18 protein-coding genes and 1 pseudogene are annotated in these 19,531 nt (G+C 57.1%); 4 read left to right on the top strand and 15 right to left on the bottom strand.

Features of this window, described 5'->3' with window-relative positions:
• Positions 1 to 41 precede the first annotated feature (41 nt).
• Positions 42 to 1,268, top strand: a complete 1,227-nt coding sequence (locus tag EN850_RS31820) for an acetyl-CoA carboxylase biotin carboxylase subunit family protein (protein ID WP_127309747.1) — start codon at positions 42 to 44, stop codon at positions 1,266 to 1,268.
• Between the two features lie 219 nt (positions 1,269 to 1,487).
• Here the strand turns inward: EN850_RS31820 and gfa are convergent, their stop codons facing one another.
• The 11 genes from gfa to EN850_RS31765 all read right to left on the bottom strand — a co-directional run bounded on the left by gfa (position 1,488) and on the right by EN850_RS31765 (position 12,067).
• On the bottom strand, positions 1,488 to 2,057 hold the full coding sequence (gene gfa, locus EN850_RS31815) for an S-(hydroxymethyl)glutathione synthase (RefSeq protein ID WP_127309746.1): 570 nt from the start codon (positions 2,055 to 2,057) through the stop codon (positions 1,488 to 1,490).
• A gap of 70 nt (positions 2,058 to 2,127) precedes the next feature.
• Positions 2,128 to 3,255 (bottom strand): S-(hydroxymethyl)glutathione dehydrogenase/class III alcohol dehydrogenase, encoded by a 1,128-nt coding sequence (locus EN850_RS31810; RefSeq protein WP_127309745.1) that lies wholly within the window; start codon positions 3,253 to 3,255, stop codon positions 2,128 to 2,130.
• 213 nt (positions 3,256 to 3,468) lie between these two features.
• Positions 3,469 to 4,347, bottom strand: coding sequence for a hypothetical protein (locus tag EN850_RS31805; protein WP_127309744.1), 879 nt, complete (start codon positions 4,345 to 4,347; stop codon positions 3,469 to 3,471).
• Between the two features lie 27 nt (positions 4,348 to 4,374).
• Positions 4,375 to 5,592 (bottom strand): FAD-dependent oxidoreductase, encoded by a 1,218-nt coding sequence (locus EN850_RS31800; protein ID WP_127309743.1) that lies wholly within the window; start codon positions 5,590 to 5,592, stop codon positions 4,375 to 4,377.
• Positions 5,593 to 5,656: 64 nt separating this feature from the next.
• Positions 5,657 to 5,974, bottom strand: coding sequence for a 2Fe-2S iron-sulfur cluster-binding protein (locus EN850_RS31795; protein ID WP_127309742.1), 318 nt, complete (start codon positions 5,972 to 5,974; stop codon positions 5,657 to 5,659).
• 11 nt (positions 5,975 to 5,985) lie between these two features.
• On the bottom strand, positions 5,986 to 7,209 hold the full coding sequence (locus tag EN850_RS31790; protein ID WP_127309741.1) for a cytochrome P450: 1,224 nt from the start codon (positions 7,207 to 7,209) through the stop codon (positions 5,986 to 5,988).
• Positions 7,210 to 7,675: 466 nt separating this feature from the next.
• The gene (ehuA, locus tag EN850_RS31785) at positions 7,676 to 8,491 is read right to left on the bottom strand and encodes an ectoine/hydroxyectoine ABC transporter ATP-binding protein EhuA (protein ID WP_127309740.1); all 816 of its coding nucleotides are present in this window, start codon (positions 8,489 to 8,491) and stop codon (positions 7,676 to 7,678) included.
• Between the two features lies 1 nt (position 8,492).
• Positions 8,493 to 9,158 (bottom strand): ectoine/hydroxyectoine ABC transporter permease subunit EhuD, encoded by a 666-nt coding sequence (gene ehuD / locus EN850_RS31780; protein ID WP_127309739.1) that lies wholly within the window; start codon positions 9,156 to 9,158, stop codon positions 8,493 to 8,495.
• A 3-nt stretch (positions 9,159 to 9,161) separates the two neighbouring features.
• Positions 9,162 to 9,827 carry an ectoine/hydroxyectoine ABC transporter permease subunit EhuC gene (ehuC, locus tag EN850_RS31775; RefSeq protein ID WP_127309738.1) on the bottom strand — a complete coding sequence of 222 codons (666 nt, stop codon included), beginning with the start codon at positions 9,825 to 9,827 and terminating at the stop codon, positions 9,162 to 9,164.
• Positions 9,828 to 9,888: 61 nt separating this feature from the next.
• Positions 9,889 to 10,734: a transporter substrate-binding domain-containing protein gene (locus tag EN850_RS31770; RefSeq protein ID WP_127309737.1), complete on the bottom strand. Its 846-nt coding sequence runs from the start codon at positions 10,732 to 10,734 to the stop codon at positions 9,889 to 9,891.
• Positions 10,735 to 10,900: 166 nt separating this feature from the next.
• Positions 10,901 to 12,067 (bottom strand): amidohydrolase, encoded by a 1,167-nt coding sequence (locus EN850_RS31765; RefSeq protein ID WP_245478204.1) that lies wholly within the window; start codon positions 12,065 to 12,067, stop codon positions 10,901 to 10,903.
• A 250-nt stretch (positions 12,068 to 12,317) separates the two neighbouring features.
• Between EN850_RS31765 and EN850_RS31760 the strand changes: the two genes are divergently transcribed.
• From EN850_RS31760 to EN850_RS31750, 3 genes are all read left to right on the top strand, one after another.
• Entirely contained in the window at positions 12,318 to 12,773 is a 456-nt protein-coding gene (locus tag EN850_RS31760; RefSeq protein WP_127309735.1) for an Lrp/AsnC family transcriptional regulator, read from the top strand.
• Between the two features lie 310 nt (positions 12,774 to 13,083).
• Positions 13,084 to 14,043 carry an aminotransferase class IV gene (locus EN850_RS31755; protein ID WP_245463536.1) on the top strand — a complete coding sequence of 320 codons (960 nt, stop codon included), beginning with the start codon at positions 13,084 to 13,086 and terminating at the stop codon, positions 14,041 to 14,043.
• 63 nt (positions 14,044 to 14,106) lie between these two features.
• A complete protein-coding gene (locus tag EN850_RS31750; protein ID WP_127309734.1) occupies positions 14,107 to 15,291 on the top strand; it encodes a glycine C-acetyltransferase in 1,185 nt (394 codons plus the stop codon).
• Positions 15,292 to 15,349: 58 nt separating this feature from the next.
• Here EN850_RS31750 and EN850_RS31745 read toward each other — a convergent pair whose 3' ends face one another.
• From EN850_RS31745 to EN850_RS37935, 4 genes and pseudogenes are all read right to left on the bottom strand, one after another.
• Positions 15,350 to 16,519 (bottom strand): Xaa-Pro peptidase family protein, encoded by a 1,170-nt coding sequence (locus EN850_RS31745; RefSeq protein WP_127309733.1) that lies wholly within the window; start codon positions 16,517 to 16,519, stop codon positions 15,350 to 15,352.
• Positions 16,520 to 16,726: 207 nt separating this feature from the next.
• A pseudogene (locus EN850_RS37940) lies at positions 16,727 to 16,987 on the bottom strand (heme-binding protein); the annotation flags it as partial.
• Positions 16,988 to 17,021: 34 nt separating this feature from the next.
• Positions 17,022 to 18,257 (bottom strand): D-amino acid dehydrogenase, encoded by a 1,236-nt coding sequence (locus EN850_RS31735; RefSeq protein ID WP_127309732.1) that lies wholly within the window; start codon positions 18,255 to 18,257, stop codon positions 17,022 to 17,024.
• A 608-nt stretch (positions 18,258 to 18,865) separates the two neighbouring features.
• Positions 18,866 to 19,339, bottom strand: coding sequence for a DUF3363 domain-containing protein (locus tag EN850_RS37935; RefSeq protein WP_348631115.1), 474 nt, complete (start codon positions 19,337 to 19,339; stop codon positions 18,866 to 18,868).
• Positions 19,340 to 19,531 lie beyond the last annotated feature (192 nt).

Here is a 19,531-nt window from a genome sequence, read left to right as displayed (position 1 = left end):
CAGGATAGCCGCACAGCACGAAATATTGGAGGTCGAAACAAGTGGCAAGAAGAGCGCTCATCTTCATTGAATCTTCAAGTAATGGTTCCCGATACGTCAAAGCGGCTAAGAATCTTGATCTTTTACCATTTGTTATGTCATCTGATCCAACTCGGTACGACTATCTTGCGGCGGAAGGCATAGAGGCGATATGTGTGGATACAGACAATCTCGATGCGCTAATCCGCGAATGTTCCCGCCTGGCTGAGAACTATGACATTGCCGGCATTACCGGCTTTCCGAACCCCGGCGAATGGGTCTATGCGACAGCTGGCAGGCTCTGTCGGCATTTCGATCTACCTGGACCGAACCCGGCATCGATTGAACAGTGCTCCGACAAATTTATTCAACTTCAGCTTCTTGCGGAGGCTGGCGTTCCCCTCCCTCTTTATCGCTTGGCAGCGGATGCGGCGGACGTTAAAAGCGCCGCCGCCGAAATCGGCCTGCCGGTGGTTCTTAAGCCAGCGGTAGGCAACGCCAGCAGCGGGGTCCGGTTGTGCCGAAACGTCGATGAGTTAAAGGAACATACGACTTATCTATTGGGTGGGAAGCACGTATGGCGGTTTTCACCCAGGATCCTGGTCGAAGAATTCGCGCAAGGTCCCTACTATTGCTCCGAGATAATGGGAGATGAGGTCATCGGGATTTACGGCGGTGAGGTCGGCCCCGAGCCGTACTTCGTCTTTCGTGAATACACCCTACCGGCCCTACTGACTGATGAAGAGCAAGAGCGGATTGTTGAACTTTCCCTGACCTGTTTGCGCGCTCTCGGCCTTGGTTGGGGACCCACCTGCATAGAATTCCGTTGGACGAACCGTGGCCCTGTGGTTATTGAAGTTAACCCGCGTCTTGGTGGTGTGCCCGGTCCTCAACTGGTTCAGCTCACTTACGGGCTCGATCTCGTCACCGAGCACATCAAGCTTGTCATCGGCGAGGAATCGAATTTGCGCAGAATGCATTCGCGCACTGCGGCCGCGCGTTTTTTGATACCTGATCGCGATGGCACTCTCGATTGGATCAGTGGCGACAGTCGGGCGGCTGCCATACCGGGGGTAGCCGAGGTCACGTTTTATGTTGAACCCAAGACGCCCATCGTTAGGAAAGGCGATCTCGGAGACTGGATCGGATGTGTCATCGCCGCTTCAGCCACCCGTGCGCAGACCGAGGCGATACTTCAGGAGGCTGTGGACTTAATCGGCTGGTCGATTGCACCATTTCCGACCCCTTAGTAAATAGAAGAAGCTAACGTCCGCGCACCATCGAAATAAGAGGCATCGTAGCCCCGTCGAGCGCGGCGGGGTACTGAAGGTGTTTGTCTGCGTTTTCTTTGCGGACCTGCATCGTGCTTTCTTGGCTGGAGAAAGTCCCATATGATACTTCTTTCCACCCGGTGTGTGAATTCCAGCGTTGCGCAAGGGCCGGACAGTACCCGGCCCTATCGCAACGTTTCAGGCCCGCAGTGCGCCAGACTTCTTAGCCGTCCAGGTGGCGATATAGTCCATCAGTCCTGGATTGAGGCAATCATAAGGTTCGAGCCCGATCGACTTCAGCTGTGACCTTATGCCGTCCATGCGGCTCGGATCGACACCGGATTCAATGATCGACGAGACAAAGGCGGTGAAGCCCGGCGGCGACCAGCCGTCTTCCTGGAAGCGTTCCGGATGGATGAAGGACAGGCCCTTGAACGGATGGTCGCGCTCGACCGGGCCGTGCATGTGGACGCCGCAGCCCGTGCAGGCATGGCGCAGGATCAGCGCGCCCGGATCGACCACCTTCAGCTTGTCGCCGTTTTCGGTCACGGTCACGTCGTTTGTAGCGGCAACCGCCACGACCGAGAACAATGCGCCTTCCGGCTTCCAGCATTTGGTGCAGCCGCAGGCATGGTTGTGGGCGATCTGGCCCTTGACCTTCACCTTGACCGGGTTGCTGGTGCAGGCGCAGACCAGCGTGCCGCCGGCAAAGTCGGGCTTTTCCCGTGGCAGTCCATTGTCGATTTTAGGATGCAGTTTTTCCGGCATTTTGTCTCCTCCCGTGTTGAGCATCTGCATTTTTCGGCCGCTGGCTGGTTAGCCGGCGGCTTTCTCCTCCTCAGTAAACCACCACACTCCTGATCGACTTGCCTTCATGCATGAGGTCAAAACCCCTGTTGATGTCCTCGAGCTTCAGCGTGTGGGTGATCATCGGATCGATCTCGATCTTGCCGGCCATGTACCAGTCGACGATCTTCGGCACGTCGGTGCGGCCGCGCGCGCCGCCGAAGGCGGTTCCCATCCAGGTGCGGCCGGTGACCAGTTGGAACGGCCGCGTCGAGATCTCCTGGCCGGCACCGGCGACGCCGATGACGACCGACTTGCCCCAGCCGCGATGCGAGGCTTCCAGCGCCTGGCGCATCACCTTGGTGCTGCCGGTGCAGTCGAATGTGTAGTCGGCGCCGCCGATCTGGTCGGCGCCACGCTTGGTCATGTTGACGAGGTGGGGCACGACATCGCCGTCGATCTCCTTCGGATTGACGAAATGCGTCATGCCGAACCGCTCGCCCCATTCCTGCTTGTCGTTGTTCAAATCGACGCCGATGATCATGTCGGCGCCGGCAAGTTTCAGGCCCTGTATGACGTTGAGGCCGATACCGCCGAGGCCGAAGACCACGGCTGTCGCGCCGATCTCGACCTTGGCAGTGTTGATCACAGCGCCGATACCGGTGGTGACGCCGCAGCCGATGTAGCAGATCTTGTCGAAGGGCGCGTCGGGGTTGACCTTGGCCAGCGCGATCTCGGGCAGCACGGTGAAATTGGAGAAAGTCGAGCAGCCCATATAGTGAAAGATCTTGTCCTTGCCGATCGAGAAGCGCGATGAACCATCGGGCATCAGGCCCTGGCCCTGGGTGGCGCGGATGGCCGTGCACAGATTGGTTTTTCGCGACAGGCAGGAATGGCACTGGCGGCATTCGGGCGTGTAGAGCGGGATGACGTGGTCGCCCTTCTTGAGCGAGGTGACGCCCTTGCCGATATCGACGACCACGCCGGCGCCCTCATGGCCCAGAATCGCCGGAAATAGGCCTTCCGGATCGGCGCCAGACAGCGTGAATTCGTCGGTGTGGCAGATGCCGGTCGCCTTGATCTCGACCAGCACCTCGCCCTCACGTGGGCCGTCGAGATCGACCTCCATGATCTCCAGCGGCTTTCCGGCGGCGACAGCGACAGCGGCGCGCGTTTTCATGATTTATATCCTTAATCTTGGCTACTGGCTTGTTCGCTTCGACATGTCATGTGACTGACTAACACGGATGTCTCTTGGTGTCCCTGATCAACTGATATCAGCTAATTGCCGGCAGCGTTTCTGCAAAAGCTGCCTGGGCACGGAACAGGCATACTCACATTGCAAATATGAGCAACTTGGTAGATCTCCTCGTTTGTCTCAGCCAGCCACCGTTTAACCCACGATTTCTTTGCTGGCGATTTTCTTTTCGATCTGTTTCGTGGACAGTCCCTTCAAAGCCCACGCCACCGCGTGCTGGCCTGTGGCGTCCAGGACATGGTTGTTACCGAGAGCTTCGGTTCGGATGAGAGTGACATCGTGGCCTAGCGCCTTCGCAGCCTGATAGTAGTCCTCCAGGTTCAAAAATAGCGCTGACTCATCCTTTTCATCACCAATGACAAACAAGCGACGGCGAGGATTCATCGCGATCTTGGACAGATGCACAACCGGGTCATAGATATTATCCGCTCCATCGTACCCACTGCGCTCCAGGCTACCCCTGCGCAGCCCATCCAGGGACAGGCAAGCGGCTGAAAATGCGACACATTCTACGTCCGGAAATTGCGTCAGCAAATAACTGGCTACACTACCGCCGCCGGACTGTCCCGCAAATCCGTAACGCTTGATATTATGGCGTGCGATAAGCTGTCGAACAGCCCCCGCAACGAGCTCCATCTCGCGCATCTGGCGAGCCAAACTGTGTTTGCCCGACGACCCATAGAGTCCCGGCCGGGCGATCTTGACGAACGGCATTCCGAGCGAAGACGCTGTCATATTCGCATAGGTCTGCTGCCTCGCAACGCTGTTGTCCTCGTACCCCGCAGGTTCTCCAAACCACAAGCGATCGCCATGTATGTAGAACACTGCCATTGGGGTCCGATTGGACAAACCGGACGACCAGTGGCGGATACAGTCGCATATTCCCTCGACCTCAACCCAAACACCATTGCCGTACGCCAGACACTCAGCTTCAGTGCAAGCGGGCACGCCCTGTGCCACGCTGGCGACAGAGAATATCTCATCATGCAACGCTAACTGAGCTGAAGTAGACATGATGCTGCCTCTTGGTATTATGGACGCCTAGGCGTTTAGGAGGGCCGATATATTGAAATCAACCTCTTGAAGACGCCGTCTGGTAATGTCCTTACCGCCCGCCAGAAGGCGGCGCGCTGCCATGTGGTCTCGGGGACGATTAACGCTTTCAACGCTGACGCAGACGTCGTCGCGGAAATGAAACACAGAAACATCCGATTTCTCTCCGCGCCGCGATTCAGAATGGGTCGTCTCGCTAGATAGACCCGCAATCTGGATTTTCGACTCGTACTGATCGGACCAGAACCAAGGTACGGCGTGGTAGACTTTGTCTCCTCCAGCTATCGCGTTGCCGGCTATGCGGGCCTGATCGATCGCGTTCTGCACCGATTCAAGGCGGATCCCCGCGCGGTTGAACTCACCAGCGAACGTGGCGCAGTCTCCCGCTGCAAATACGTTGCTCTTGGAGGTGCGCGACCTATTGTCGACAATAATCCCGTTTCCCACATGCAACTCGAGCTGCTGCGCGAGCTCGAGATTGGGCTGAGAGCCGACCCCAACAACGACGATATCCGCTTTCAGGATCAAGCTGTCGTCCATTTCGAGACGATTGATCTGGCCGCTGGGGCCAATGATCGGGCGCACCTTACGGGAAGTGATTAGGTTCACCCCGTTTTGTGCGTGAATTGCCGACAGCAATCTCGAAAGTTCCGGGGATACCGCGCGAGCCAGAACCCGGTCCGCAGCTTCCACTACCGTTACGTGTTTGTTTTGCCGAACAAGGGCAGATGCGACTTCGAGACCAATGAACCCTGCGCCGATAATCACTACCTTTTCCGCACCAGGGATTGCCAAGCGAAGATTTCGGGCATCTGCAACGCTGCGAACGTAGTGCAGGTTGCCGGGGCATGTTTCGAGGCCGGGCAGCGTGCGCGCACGGGCGCCTGTTGTCAGGGCCAGGGTGTCGAATGGTATGACAACGTCGTTGGACAGGGTGGCACGATTCCCACGCCCGTCAATCGCGACGACTTTCGAGCCCAGCTCTACTTCAATGGCCTTGTCCCTGTAGAAGGCTTCTGCCCTTAGAGGCATGAGCTCCTCACCAGGGTCCTTGAGATAGGACTTGGAAAGGGGCGGCCTATGGTATGGAAGGTCGCCTTCATCACTAACGATCAAGATCTCTTCCGCATAGCCGCTCTCACGCGCCTGGCACGCCAACTCGGATGCGGCGTATGAGCCCCCGACTATCAGTAGTCTCTTTCGCATAAGGCGTGCTTCCGCCGTCGTTGGATTGCTGCAAAAAAGGGCCGCAAGAGGTGATAGGCTTGCGCTAGAATCCGGAACCAGGTGCCAGCCTCACGGTCAAACCGTCGAGATCTTCAGTCAGCTTGACTTGACAAGAGAGTCGAGAGTTCTCCTGCCGCTCTTCAGCGATGTCCAGCATGGCATCTTCAACATCGCTGACTGGCTTTAGCTTGCTGGTCCATTCATCTTCCACATATACGTGGCACGTCGCGCATGCCGCACAGCCGCCGCATTGGGCCGTGATGTTGAGGCCTGCATCGCGGATAACGCTCATAAGAGTTTGTCCGGCTACATCACGGATTTCGACTCTTGCGCCGCCCTGGTCGTATACGACTATTCTCACCCTGATTTACCTCAAAATAGAACGTTGAGTGGTCCGTAGGAACGATGGGAATAGTTCCTAAAGCGTGGCGGCTCCATGGACGGATCAAGCCGTAGCTCGGGAAGCCGTTCGATAAGGCCCTTCATGCCTTCACGCATTAAAAGCCGGGCAAAGTGCATGCCTGCGCAGAGCCGCGGGCCAACGTTCAGGGCCAGATGGTCATTCGGCGCTTTTCTGGTGAGATCCAGGGCGTGTGGACAACTATAGTGTTCCGGATCGCGGTTCGCGGCCGCGTGCAGATTGCAAATCACGTCGTCCTTCTTCACCGAAACACCCAAGACCGATACGTCGTGGTTCGCTACGCGGAAGCGCCATTGCACGGATCCCAAAAGCCGCAGGGTCTCTTCCACGAAGACGTTGAGGGTTGCTCCCTGATCGTTTGTGATTGCACGCCGGGCTTCGGGATTAGTCAGATAAAGGTAGACCGCGTTGGCAATGGCATTTGCCGTCGTTTCTCCTGAGCCAATGGCAGAATCTCGTGTATTATGGAGAACTTCCGTTACCCCGAGGCCAGGATAATCTTTCTCGCCCTGCGACCAGAGCAAGCTTATGAAATCGTCTCCGCGCTTGTCTTTTCGTTCCAGGACGAGGGGAAGGAACAGCTCGTTCAGCTTGTCCGACGCATGCTGAGCTTTTTGCATCAATTCGCCGCCGGCATTTTTCATACCGATCCAAGCCACGATATCCTTGTGCCACTCCGCAACCTGCGTGACGAGCGCATCGTCCTTCCACGGGAGCCCGAACATTGAGGCCATTACCCGCTCTGGAATGGCCTGCGCATACTCAGTGACGAGTTCAGCACCGCCCCTTTTCTGGAAGCGGTCTATCGCATCGTTGATAACGGGCAACACGTGGTCAACTCGGTATTTTGTCATGGCACTGGGGCTGAGAAGCTTGAGATAAACCCGCCGCATGGCCGCGTGTTTCTCACCGGTCATCACCGATACGCCGGTCGCCCCGCCATTGATCTCGAGCGTCTTCGGCGATGCGTCGACGTACATGATCCGGAAAGTTTCTTCATCGGATTCCGTAATTTTGCAGGCATCGTAACTGACGGCGAGCCAGCAGTTCATGCCGGGGTCCCACACCAAGGGGCCGCGCCTCCTGAGTTCATCGTAACTTGGGAACGGGTCCACGTCTGCCAGCGATAGCATCGACCAATCGGGGGAAGAAATCGGCGTCAAGGCAGGTGTCATGATGGCGTTCCTTGATCAAAATAGTGTCTTATCGGTTCCAGGTTGCGAGAGTATCCGTACACCAATCGCGGGATGCTTTCGGGAGAACGGCTCCAAGGGTGGCGTTGAAGCTGCGCGTACGCTGCTGTTCGCCCGACACAACCACGCACCACGTTTCCACCTCTAACGCCCCATGCATTGCCAAGCCGTCACAAGCCCGCCCTAGGGCTCTCAACAGGCGCTACGTAGCTTCGTCTGATCGCTAGGCACGATCATGGGGAAGCGTGACCAGGTGCAAATTAGGCCATGCATGGCCTGCATACGTGTCAAAAGATGATGCCGGTTGAAATAGGCTCTGCATAGTCTTGCGTGGCATGAAACGGATCTACAGGAGGGACCGTCCAGCGAAGTTAAAGGCAAAGAGCGTTGGCCGCTTCTCGAGCCATTTTGAGCCCGCGTCAATCATTTTGGGCGAGGCCGATCCTGATCAGATGGCTTCCTTTACGGCGCGAAGAAACTGCTGGGTCCTCTCCCTTTGCGGGTTTGAGAATAACTCTGCTGGGGTACCTTGTTCCTCAATCTTGCCGCCGTAGAAGAAACACACCCTGTCAGAAATATCGCGGGCGAACCCCATCTGATGCGTCACCATCAGCATGGTCAGGTTATGTTCCGCGACGAGCTTCCTGATGACGTTAGTGACCTCACCAATAACTTCTGGGTCAAGCGCGGATGTGACCTCGTCAAACAGCATAACCTTCGGTCGCATTGCTAGCGCGCGGGCGATTGCTACGCGCTGCTGCTGGCCGCCTGACAGCCTCGAGGGGTGCTGATCCATTTTATGAAGCATGCCGACCATTTCGAGCAACTCGACACAGCGGTCGCGAGCCTCGGCTTTTGGCATGTTTAACACCTGAACCGGGCCCTCCATGCAATTCTCCAGGGCAGTCATGTGGGGAAAAAGATTGAAATGCTGAAAGCACATGCCGATATCGGAGCGGCGGCTGCGAATGTATTTTTGACTAGCCGGGACCAGCACTCCATTCTTTTCCATGTGGGTCAGGGGCTTTCCATCGACGTAAATACATCCTCCATTGATTGTCTCCAGTGTCATCAAGACTCTCAATACGGTTGTCTTGCCTGATCCTGACGGGCCTACGATGGTGACCGTTTCTCCTGCCGCCACATCAAGGTTCAGGTCTTCAAGCACAACGATCGGCCCGTAGGCCTTTCGCACCTTTCTGAAACTCACGACGGGCGTGGTATCGCCAGTGAGTTGCAGGGGCATGTTCATAAGGTTGGTCATGTTAAGTTCCTAACCTATGGCGGAGATACCGTTCCAATAGGTTCACCAAGCCGGCTGAAGGCAATGAAATCGCTAGGAATATCACTCCGACCGAAGTGTAAGGCTCTAGGAAACGGTAATTCTCGGTTCCAATAGCGTTGGCCGTGTGCATCAGCTCTGCGACACCTATCACCGAGAGCATCGGGGTGTCTTTGAATATACCAACCAGATAGTTACCCATTCCTGGAATGCAGAGCGGGATTGCCTGAGGGATGACGATTCGAACATAGGTCTGTTTGGTGGACATGTTCAGCGCGGTTGCCGCCTCCCATTGCCCATGGGCGACCCCTTCGATCCCGCCGCGATAGACTTCGGACAGGTAGCAGGCATAGTGGAGCCCGATGGCTAGCATCCCTGATACCCATGGACTCAGCCGAACTCCAAATTGTGGGGCAACGTAGAAAACAAAAAAAACCTGAACGAGGAGCGGTGTCGAGCGGATAAACTCTATCAGTTCACGAATGAGCCAACGCAGGACTGTAGCATTGCCACGCTGAACAAGGGCAAGTGCCAGACCCAGCACCATAGCAATAGCATAGCCGGACAGTGCGGCAATGAGGGTGTTGCCCGTGGCGTGTATCAACCGCGGTAAGATTTGCCAGGTGAAATCCCAGTCCCATTTGAACATGACTCAAGCTGAGCCCAACTTGGAGCGCATTCGCTTCTCGAGACTGCGCATACCGGGAGTCAGCAAGAATCTCGCCAATATGTAGTAGATGACCAGCGCTGCGCCGAAAACCTGGGCCGACAGAAATGTCTGGCCGTTGATCTGCTTGGCTTCGAACATGACGTCCGAAACCGATATTAGGGACACGAGGGCCGTGGCCTTCAACAACTCGATCAAAAGATTGCCCCAGGCCGGCAATGCAATCACCAGCGCCTGGGGGAGGATAACGCGCCGCATCCGCTGGGCTGGAGCCATATTGATGGCCAATGCGGCTTCCCACTGCCCCCTTGGCACTGCAAGAACGGCGCCCTTAACCAGTTCGGCGCCGTAAGCCCCGATGTTCAAGCCAATCGCCAAACACCCTGCGGTAAACTTCTCGATTGTAAGGCCGAAGAGCGGAAGCACGAAAAAGATCCAGTAGAGCTGGACCAATAGGGACGTGCCTCTGAACAGTTCGACGTAGCAAACGGCGACCGCTCGCAGAAGGGGCGTTGGCGCAAGCTTGCAGAGGCCTGCGATCATCGATAACGCGATGCTTAGAACCGCCGAGCATGCAAAAATAAGGATCGTCACCCAGGTGCCTGATAACAACCGGGGCCAGTACTGCGCAAGAAACTCTAGAAAACCCATAATCTATCCGCTAGCAGGACCGGGATGCGGGCTCCCAGCGGGTGCCCGCATCCGCTGTACCTTACCGGTTTGAGCAAGCCCACTGGGTCGTGGTGGGACCCGGAAGATTAACCTCGGACAAGCCGTACGGCTTAATGGCCTCGATCATCCGAGGAGTCCCAACGTATCTTTTCAAGGCCTCGTTGAACTTGGCCAAGAAATCAGCGTCCTCCGTGCGAAACCCAATGCCCACCCAGTTCTGTGTCCATTCGGGCAGGTCCGCGGGGTTTGTAGCTTCAAACTGGCCGTTCGACCCATCCGCCATGGACTTCACTTCGAAATAGGTCATACCGCCGGCGTCCGCGCGGCCCGATTTGACCGCGGCCAGGACCTCAGACGGTCCTGGCACCTGTGTTATCTGGTCGTCGCTCACGCCTTCCTTTTTTGCTGCCTCGATCAGGTTTGCGCCTGAATAGGTGACGAATGCAGCGTTCTTCTGAAGGATATCCTTGTAGTTGTGGATGCCCTTGGGATTTCCGGCGGGCACCAGAAACGCATCACCGGTCTTCGCAATTGGCTCAGAAAACGCAACGTTCTTGCAGCGGCTTCCCAGGATGTACATTCCACCCGTGATTATGTCATAGCGGTTGGCCTGCAGGCCGGGGATAAGGCCGCCCCAATCGGTAACGGTGGTCTCGAAATTGGTCAGGCCCATGTCTTTCAAAATGCCGAGCGCGACGTCGTTCACGAACCCCTTTGGCTGGCCCTTGTCGTCCGGAAAGGCATAGATCGGCACGTTAGAGAACCCGATCCGGATCGGCTGACCGGCGCTGATGCGGTCCGAAAGTGGACCTGCAGTTACCGTGTAGGCGCCTGCGAACAAGGAAATACCGGCTGCTAGAATGGCTGTTCCCATTTTGGTTTTCATTTTGCTACCCCTTACTGCCACGATTGATCGTGGTTGATTGCGGCTGCCTGTGGCAAAGATGCAACCGACCGTACTTGCGCATCATGGAGCACTCTTTGCATGGTATTTCGCCAAATGTGCCGGATGGGCGAAACGTTCCAACCATAAGTCCAGCTTTTTTGAAATGTTAGCCATCTTTTCCAAGGGCAGCCTCCACGACGTTCACCCAATAAGCCACGCCGTACGGGATTGCGTGATCGTCAAAATCGTAAGCGCCATTGTGCAAAGCGGCCGAAGGGCCATTGCCGATGAAAATGAGGGCTCCTGGGCGTGCCTGCAGCATGTAAGCGAAATCTTCTGCAACCATGGCCGGCCTCAATCTGTCGTCTACCGCTGCCGCGCCGGTGCCTTGAGCCGCACGGATGGCAAGAGCAGTGGCAGCGCTATCATTCACTGCCGCTGGAACCGATCGGCGGTACCGGTAGGCAATGTCGCCCCCGAAAGCTTGCGCGATTTTCCGCGCAACGAGCTCGATCTGGGTCTCGGCGAAGTCACGCAGGGAAGGGGCCAATGCGCGGACGGTTCCAGCCAGTTCAACTTCGTCGGCGATCACATTGTAAGCATTCGAGGCCCTGAGTTTCGTGACGGAAATTACCAGCGACTCGATTGGATCGGTGCTGCGCGACACAAGTCCTTGCAGGCCAGTGATGACTTGGGCGGCGATAACGACCGGATCGACCGCAAGGTGCGGGGCTGCAGCGTGCCCGCCGCGACCTTTTACAACGATATCGAAATCATCTTGGGAGGCCATCATCGAGCCTGCGCAGATCGCGAATTTGCCTACATCGATCCCTGGCCAGTTGTGCATTCCGAAGACCTGGGAGATGCCAAAACGGTCCAAAAAGCCGTCTTCGACCATCTTGAGCCCGCCCGACGGCAATTCGACCTCCTCGGCCGGCTGGAAGATAAGCGCGACGGTGCCTCTGAAACTCCTTCTTTGGGAAAGGTACTTTGCAGCACCAAGCAGCATCGCCGTGTGGCCGTCGTGACCGCAGGCGTGCATCTTCCCGGGGGTCCTCGAGGACCAATCCTTTCCAGACACTTCATGGATGGGCAAGGCGTCCATATCTGTACGGAGGCCGATAGTCGGCCCGTCGCCGCCTTCGCCCTGGATGAAAGCGACGACGCCGGTGCCGGCTATGCCGGTTTCGATATAGTTGATTCCAAAGGACACCAACTTTTCCGTGACGAAACGTGCCGTCTCATGCACAGCGAAGTCGAGTTCGGGGTTTTGATGAAGATGCCTGCGCCAAGCTGTAGCCTCGTCGGCCAGATGATAAAACTTCTGGAACATGCTGACTCCATTCATCGGCGCCTGTCGTCCTACGGAGCGCCATGTGGCTGGCATTGTGCAGATTTACAGGAAACATTTGGGATATTTTGGTCAAAACACGCATTGGGATGAGAGGAAACGATCACGCTTCCATCACGATTGCAATGATGGCTCCATTTGCATGGGGTAGCGTTTCGTTACGCCTCCGATCTTGCAACGAGCATTTCGGATCGCTAATGCCACATGATGGTTTCGCATCTGAGGTGCAGGGATGATAGATGATCTTGACCGCCGGATACTCGGGGCGCTTCAGAAGAACAACAGGCTGTCGTTTGCCGAGCTTGCGGACCTCGTGGGTTCGTCTGCTGCCTCATGCATGCGCCGGGTCAACAGGTTACGCGCCGACGGGGTTGTGACCGCTGATATCTCCTTAGTCGACCCCAAGGCGCTCGGGAAGTCGTTGACAGTGGTCGTCACCGTAGAACTCGACCGTGAGCGTTTGGACCTCGTCGACGACTTCAAGCGAGCGATGAGGACGGCAAAAGAAGTCACTCAATGCTATATGATCACAGGCGATGCCGACTTCGTTCTTATTGTAGCGGTGGAGGACGTCGAGGCCTTCGACGTTTTTGTAAAGACCAAACTCTACACAAATCCCAATGTGCGCAAGTTCAAGAGCATGATTGCGTTGGACCGAGTTAAGTTTGAGCCCCGGGTTCTAGTGTAGACACTTCAAGGCTGAACGTTTCCACCACTCCCACCCGGTTTTTGAAGCGTGCATTTCGGCCGGCGCGCCACTTTGATCGCAATCAGCGCATCGAAGTCTGCGATTTAATTGGATCGCGGGGTGACCCGTGGTCGGACCAAAGGGCTTATGGCCCCGGTCGGGTCGACACCGGCACGCGCCGCGTGCTGGGTGGTCCGAGGTGCGCCAACATTCGAACTGCTGGGACGTGGAGCCGCTGGGCGGTCTCGCGGCGGTAAATCGTGATCGGGTGTGCGAAGCGCCTGGATTGAAAGATTTGGAGGACTCAGGAATGACACTTGCTGCAGCCGAACCTGCAACATCTCTCCCGACCATAGAGCAACGGCACCTGGATCAACGACAGTATCCTCATGGCGTAGCCTTCATGGACGGTCAGTACCTGCCGATGTCCGAAGCCAAAATATCCGTCTTGGATTGGGGCTTTCTGCATTCCGATGCCACCTACGACACCGTCCATGTATGGAACGGACGGTTCTTCAGGCTGGACCTGCATCTGGAGCGGTTCTTTCGCGGCATGGAAAAGCTCCGCATGAAGCTTCACTACAACCGCAGTGAGATCGAGAAGATTCTGTCAACCTGCGTGGCGCTATCTGGTCACAAGTCGGCATATGTCGAAATGGTCTGCACGCGAGGTGGCTCGCCCACCTTTAGCCGTGACCCGCGGGAATCGGAGAATAGGTTTATCGCATTCGCGGTGCCGTTCGGATCCGTCGCGAACAAAGAGCAGCTTGAGCGCGGCCTGCACGTCGCCATCAGCAACACCGTTCGGATTCCGCCCAGGTCGATCGATCCGTCCATCAAGAACTATCACTGGCTCGATCTGGTGAAAGGCCTGTTTGATGCGTATGACTACGGTGCCGAAACTGCATTGATTGTCGACATCAACGATCACATTGCCGAAGGGCCTGGCTTCAACGTTTTCATCGTCAAAGCCGGCCGTCTAAAGACCCCGGCTTATGGCGTCCTTGCCGGCATTACCCGGCAGACCGTATTTGATCTATGCAGCGAACTGGGCCTCTCTGTCAGCGCCGGCGACATTGATCGCGACGAGCTGAAGGGTGCCGATGAGGTTTTCATCACATCCACAGCGGGCGGGATCATGCCCGTGTCCAAGATTGACGAAACCGTGATAGGCGGCGGCAAGGTCGGTGGACTGACGTGCCAGCTGACACATCTGTATTGGGAGAAGCATGCCGACCCCGCATGGTCGACCCCGGTAAATTTCGGATAGTGCCGCGATATTTGTCGAAAAAGCCTTCCCATTGGGGAAGGCCGTGTTGCCGTGAGTTTGCCGATGTCCGACGCTTTCATCTTGCATCTCTCCAACGGACTCGCCGGCCTGAAATCAGCCGGGCTCTACAAGTCCGAGCGGGTGATCAGCTCGACCCAATCGGCCGAGATCGAGGTCGGCGGCGAGAAGGTGCTGAATTTCTGCGCCAACAATTATCTCGGCCTCGCCGACAGCCCTGAGCTGCGCGAGGCCGCCAAGCAGGCGCTCGACCGATATGGCTACGGTATGGCCTCGGTGCGCTTCATCTGCGGCACCCAGGAAGAGCACAAGGAGCTCGAAGCCACGATTTCCGCCTTCCTCGGCATGGATGAGACCATCCTCTACGGTTCCTGCTTCGACGCCAATGGCGGCCTGTTCGAGGCGCTGTTCGGTGAGGAGGATGCAATCATCTCCGATGCGCTGAACCACGCATCGATCATCGACGGTGTGCGGCTGTCGAAGACAAAGCGCTTCCGCTACGCCAACAACGACATGGCCGAGCTCGAGGCGCGCCTGAAGGATGCGAAGGATTGCCGTTTCCGGCTGATCGCCACCGATGGCGTGTTCTCGATGGACGGCATCATCGCCAACCTGCGAGGGGTCTGCGACCTCGCCGAGAAATACGATGCGGTGGTGATGGTCGACGATAGCCACGCGGTCGGCTTCGTTGGCAAGAACGGTCGTGGCTCGGCCGAACATTGTGGCGTCGAGGGCAGGGTGGACATCACCACCGGCACGCTCGGCAAGGCGCTGGGCGGTGCCTCGGGGGGGTACACATCGGGCAAAAAACCGGTGGTCGACTGGCTGCGCCAGCGATCGCGACCCTATCTTTTCTCCAACACGCTGATGCCGGCGATTGCCGGTGCCTCGCTGAAAGTGTTCGAGCTGATCCGGCATGGCGACGCGCTACGCGAGCGCCTATATGCCAATGCGGAACGCTTCCGGTCTCAAATGGGTAGGCTGGGCTTTACGCTTGCTGGTGCCGATCATCCGATCATTCCGGTGATGCTGGGCGATGCCGCCCTTGCGCAGGAGATGGCGCAGCGAATGCTGAAGCGCGGCATCTATGTCATCGGCTTCTCATTTCCTGTGGTGCCGAAAGGCCAGGCGCGGATCCGCACTCAGATGTCGGCTGCGCATTCCAGTGCGGACATCGACCATGCGGTAACGGCGTTTGCGGAGGTAGCTAAGGAACTTTCGATCATATGATCGGTGGTCTCTAACTACCTCTTCGGGGAAAGCGCAAATCGTCAGCGTCTCTTCCCCATCAACATATCTGCGCTAGCTGCTTCGGCGCCCGATCTGTGAGCAGTTGCGCCTTTCCTTCAGTAACCACGACTGTTTCCTCGTGCAGCACGATTTTACCTGGCTCGTATTCCAAGGCAGGCTCAATGCAGAGCACCATGCCTGGCTGCAACACTGTCTCGTCCTCCAGTCGAATTGACGGGGGCTCGGTCAGCCGCAACCCAAGGCCGTGCCCCATGCGTCCGTTGCTGTTGAGGTCCGCACCACGCGAAGAGAGTGCCTTGGCCATCTGTTCAAAGACAAATCCGGCAGTAAGCCCCGCTCTTACCGCTTGAAGCCCAGTCTCGTGCGCTTCCCAAACCTTTTCCTGAGCATACCGTAGGGCATCTGTAGCCCTGCCAATCTGGTAATTGCGATCGTAATCGCAGAAATACCCGTCGAAGGTCGTGCCTGTGTCGATGAAGAGCAGGTCGCCATCAGCGATGGGCCGGTCCCTTGGGCCGCCCGTAATCTCGAAAGGCCCTCCGACATCGGATCTGCAAATGAGGGTTGGGATTGCGCCGGCGCCGCCAGCATTGAGGCGACCGCGGAATTCCCGAAGGATCATACGCTCGGTATCGCCGACCTTAACGAAATCGGGCACCTGGGCGTATACGGCACCTGCGATGTCGATGGCCTGTTGGATTTTGCTGATCTCGGCCGGGCTCTTGATCATGCGAAGCTGCCAAATGAGGCTTGCGCCATCAATAATCTCGACGCTTTTCAGACCGCCGCTGATCGCATTCAATTGCGTTACCGGGATTCCCAGTCGCAGTTCGAAACCAAGTTCAGCTCCGACGCGTCCGTGTCGGCGGGGTAGGCCCGATATCGCCTCGACAACAAGAGATGTGCCCTCGTCTTCTGGGCGAGGCGAAGGCCAGGATCTGATTTCCTTGACCCACGTCTTCTCGATGATAGCCCTTCCGATCTCCGGAATGATTGCGAGGGGCGCACCGGTAGCAGGGATTAACACGAACCAAGGTCGGGTATAGCTCTCCCAGAATGTGGAATCGACACCGATGAAGTAGCGGATGTTGTCCATCGACGTGAGCAACAAGCCGTCTAGGCGATGTTGACCCATTAACCGCTGAGCCCGGGCGACCCGTTCTTCGAACTCTGTCGGCGCAAAGCCGTAGGAGGCTTCCTGATCCATCTCTAACCCTGTTCCCAAACGTTTTGCGCCGTGACAGCAGCATTTAGCCACCAACCTAAGGGCAACCAGTGCGCGGAACATTTCAAAATAGGGCCAGAGGCACAGGCCCTATTGCAAATGTGCCCTGATTGGCCGCCAGATCTCCGATCTCTGGCCCGGCAAGATCGAGGCGCTTCGCTGGTTGCCTGAGTCAGGCCGCCTGTGAGCGGTCAGCCCGGCTACAAAGTGAGGGCGGTCTGCGGACGCTTGGTTGAGCCAGCGTGAACCGAATCCGGCGGCCAAGGCACCGTAAGCCTTCCGAATGCAATCTCAAAGCGGAGCATTGAAGCACCACTTGCTTCTGGAACGCGACCAAGTGGTCGCCAGTATCGAGAACCGCAATGCTCAGGGCTTCAGGCCCTTACCGTTTGCTGTAAAGCACGCCTGACTAATGATTGAATTGGCAAATGTCAATGTCAGTTTGGTCATCTGTAGTCCCTTGAGCTTGATAACAGAGGCGGCTCTATGCCGCCAAACGTGCATCGACCGGAAGATCCGTAGCCACAACTGTGGCCAGCGTCGCCGACGTAGCGGCAGAAAGCGTCCACCCTAGGTGCCCGTGACCCGTATTATAGAACACGCCCGGAACCCGGCTCTTGCCGACCCGTGGCATCATATTTGGCATCATCGGTCGAAGCCCCGCCCATGGCACAACGTGCTCAGTTGCCACTTTCGGGAACATCATACGCGTCCAGTCTACCAAAGGTCTGATGCGATCCTCACGGATGTCGAAATTGACACCATTGAACTCTGCGGTGCCTGCTACGCGCAGGCGCGCTGCGCCGAGGCGGCTGGTCACGATTTTTGCGCGGTCGTCCAGAATACTTACCCAAGGTGCCAGATCTGAGGCAGACCTCTCCAACCCCACCGTAATTGAATACCCTTTCACCGGATAAACGTTGACGCGATCCCCGAACATCGCAGCGATATCGCGACTGTTCGTTCCCGCACACACTACAATGCCGTCGGCTTCCAGCGTCTGATCGGCGCCACCGGTCGTATAAGCGAGGTCAAGGCGATCCCTGCGTCCAATCCGAGTTACCGCAGCATCATAGATGAATTGGGCACCACGCTTTGTGCAGGCCTTCTCCAAGCCCGCGCAATATTTGTGGATGTCGCCGGTAGAATCCGAAGGGGTGTAAAATCCTCCATAAAAATTACCATGCAGGGCAGGTTCAATGCCGGCTATTTCGCCGGGCGTCACCGATCGACGATCGAGGCCGCCCTCGTTCAACATCTCGTTCACCTTCAACGCATGATCGAAGGCGGCTTTGTCCCAACAGACATGCAGAATCCCGCGACGGACGTGATCAAAATCGATCCCTTCTCGGTCAGCGATATCGAAGAGGTGTTTACGGGCCGCGATAGCCAAACGGGTCGTTTCAATGGTGTTCTCGCGATATCGCGAAATATTGGACACGAATTCCAGCAGCCAGGTGTACTTGTGCCATGACGGAGTGGGGTTCATAAGAAGCGGCGCATCCCGCCGAAGCATCCACTTGATCCCTTTGAGGATGGTGGACCAGTGATTCCAGACTTCTGCATTGCTTGCGGACAGCTGGCCACCGTTGGCGAATGAAGTTTCCATCGCCGCATAGCGCCGCCGCTCGACCACAGTTACGTCGTAGCCTTGCTCTATCAATGCGTAGGTCGTCGACACGCCGGCAATTCCGGCGCCGATGACAACTATTTTAGGCATTCTAACCTCCGAACGGTGCAACGGGTGCGAGGCTGGCCCGCGGCGAATCCCCAAATCTGTCTCGGGTACCTGAGAGCTTGCTGCGTCGGCGTCGGCATTTCGCCGATCTCTCCCGCTGTGCCTGATGAACGGTGGAGCTATACGACGATAACTCTTGCCATAGATCGCCATTTTCTCAGGTTAATTGAAACATACGGACCATTTTTGTGGATTTCTGATCGAAACCCATCGAGAGATGACTCACCCAATCAGACAGGGCGGCTTGGCCTAGACCAGCCACTCCGACTGGGGTCAATTAGCACCTCAACGTGGGTCTGGCCGCGGAGGTCGGCGCTGGCTCCTGGCCACCGAGGAACACCGATAGGCCGGCACAGCGGGCCAGCGAAGTTAGACTTCAAGCTGCGCGACATGCGAGATTTCGCGGTATTTTCTGTGACAGCGCTGCGCAGACCCGAATGTCGGAAGATGATAGACATTGGCGGGGAAGTGAACAGATCGACGATGGGGTTTTGGATAGAGACGAACCGCTGAAGCTGGCGTGGTGACTGGAAGCGCTTCGTGATCCGTTCTCGTCGTCGCACAGGCAGGCGGGAGTTTTCGGCCAATTGTCAAGCAACGTTGTGCCGGTGATGTTCGACCTCCGACAAGATCTCTATGCCGGCGACGGCAGAGGAGCCGAGCTTGTCGGTGATCATCACGCGCAGAGCATGGCCCTGCTTTTTCAGAGCCTGCGCATCAGCTGCTTTGCAGCCTTGGCATTTCTGCAGCTTTGCACCAGAACGTCGAGGACAAAGCCGTTGTATCGACAGCCAGCCAAAGCCACTCCTTCTCGACCATTTCTGTGACATGCACGATGCAGCCGGCGGCGTCGGTTCTGTCGCCTCGCCTCTACCGATGTTGATCCAATGGCTCTTACCGTCGACGGCGTCGACGATCATGTAATGGCGGTCATTGATCTCGTCGGCCAGTCCACGCGCGACAACGCGACCGACGAGAGACTGGACGGGCTCGCCGGCTCGATCGTGGATCACCCAGTCGGCGGTACTGCGGGCAAGCCCCTTGCCGGTCAGTTCGCGGTGCATGGTCTTGATGATGTCCGCCGCGTTCGCCGGTGCGGCGCAGCGTGGCTTCGAGCTCATCGTCGAGGCATCCGCTCGAGCTTGCGCAGCCGTCCCTGGTGCAGCGTCTGGCGAATGGCGTCGGGACCGCCCGGCGAGACCAGGCCGTCATCATCACGCATGCTGAGCAGCCGACGGTCGATGCTGGTGAAGCGT

Origin of the sequence: Mesorhizobium sp. M8A.F.Ca.ET.207.01.1.1 (assembly GCF_004794715.1) — a bacterium.
Classification (GTDB): Bacteria; Pseudomonadota; Alphaproteobacteria; order Rhizobiales; family Rhizobiaceae; genus Mesorhizobium.
Note: the sequence above shows the minus strand (reverse complement) of the source record. Positions and strands in the feature narration are given on the sequence as shown.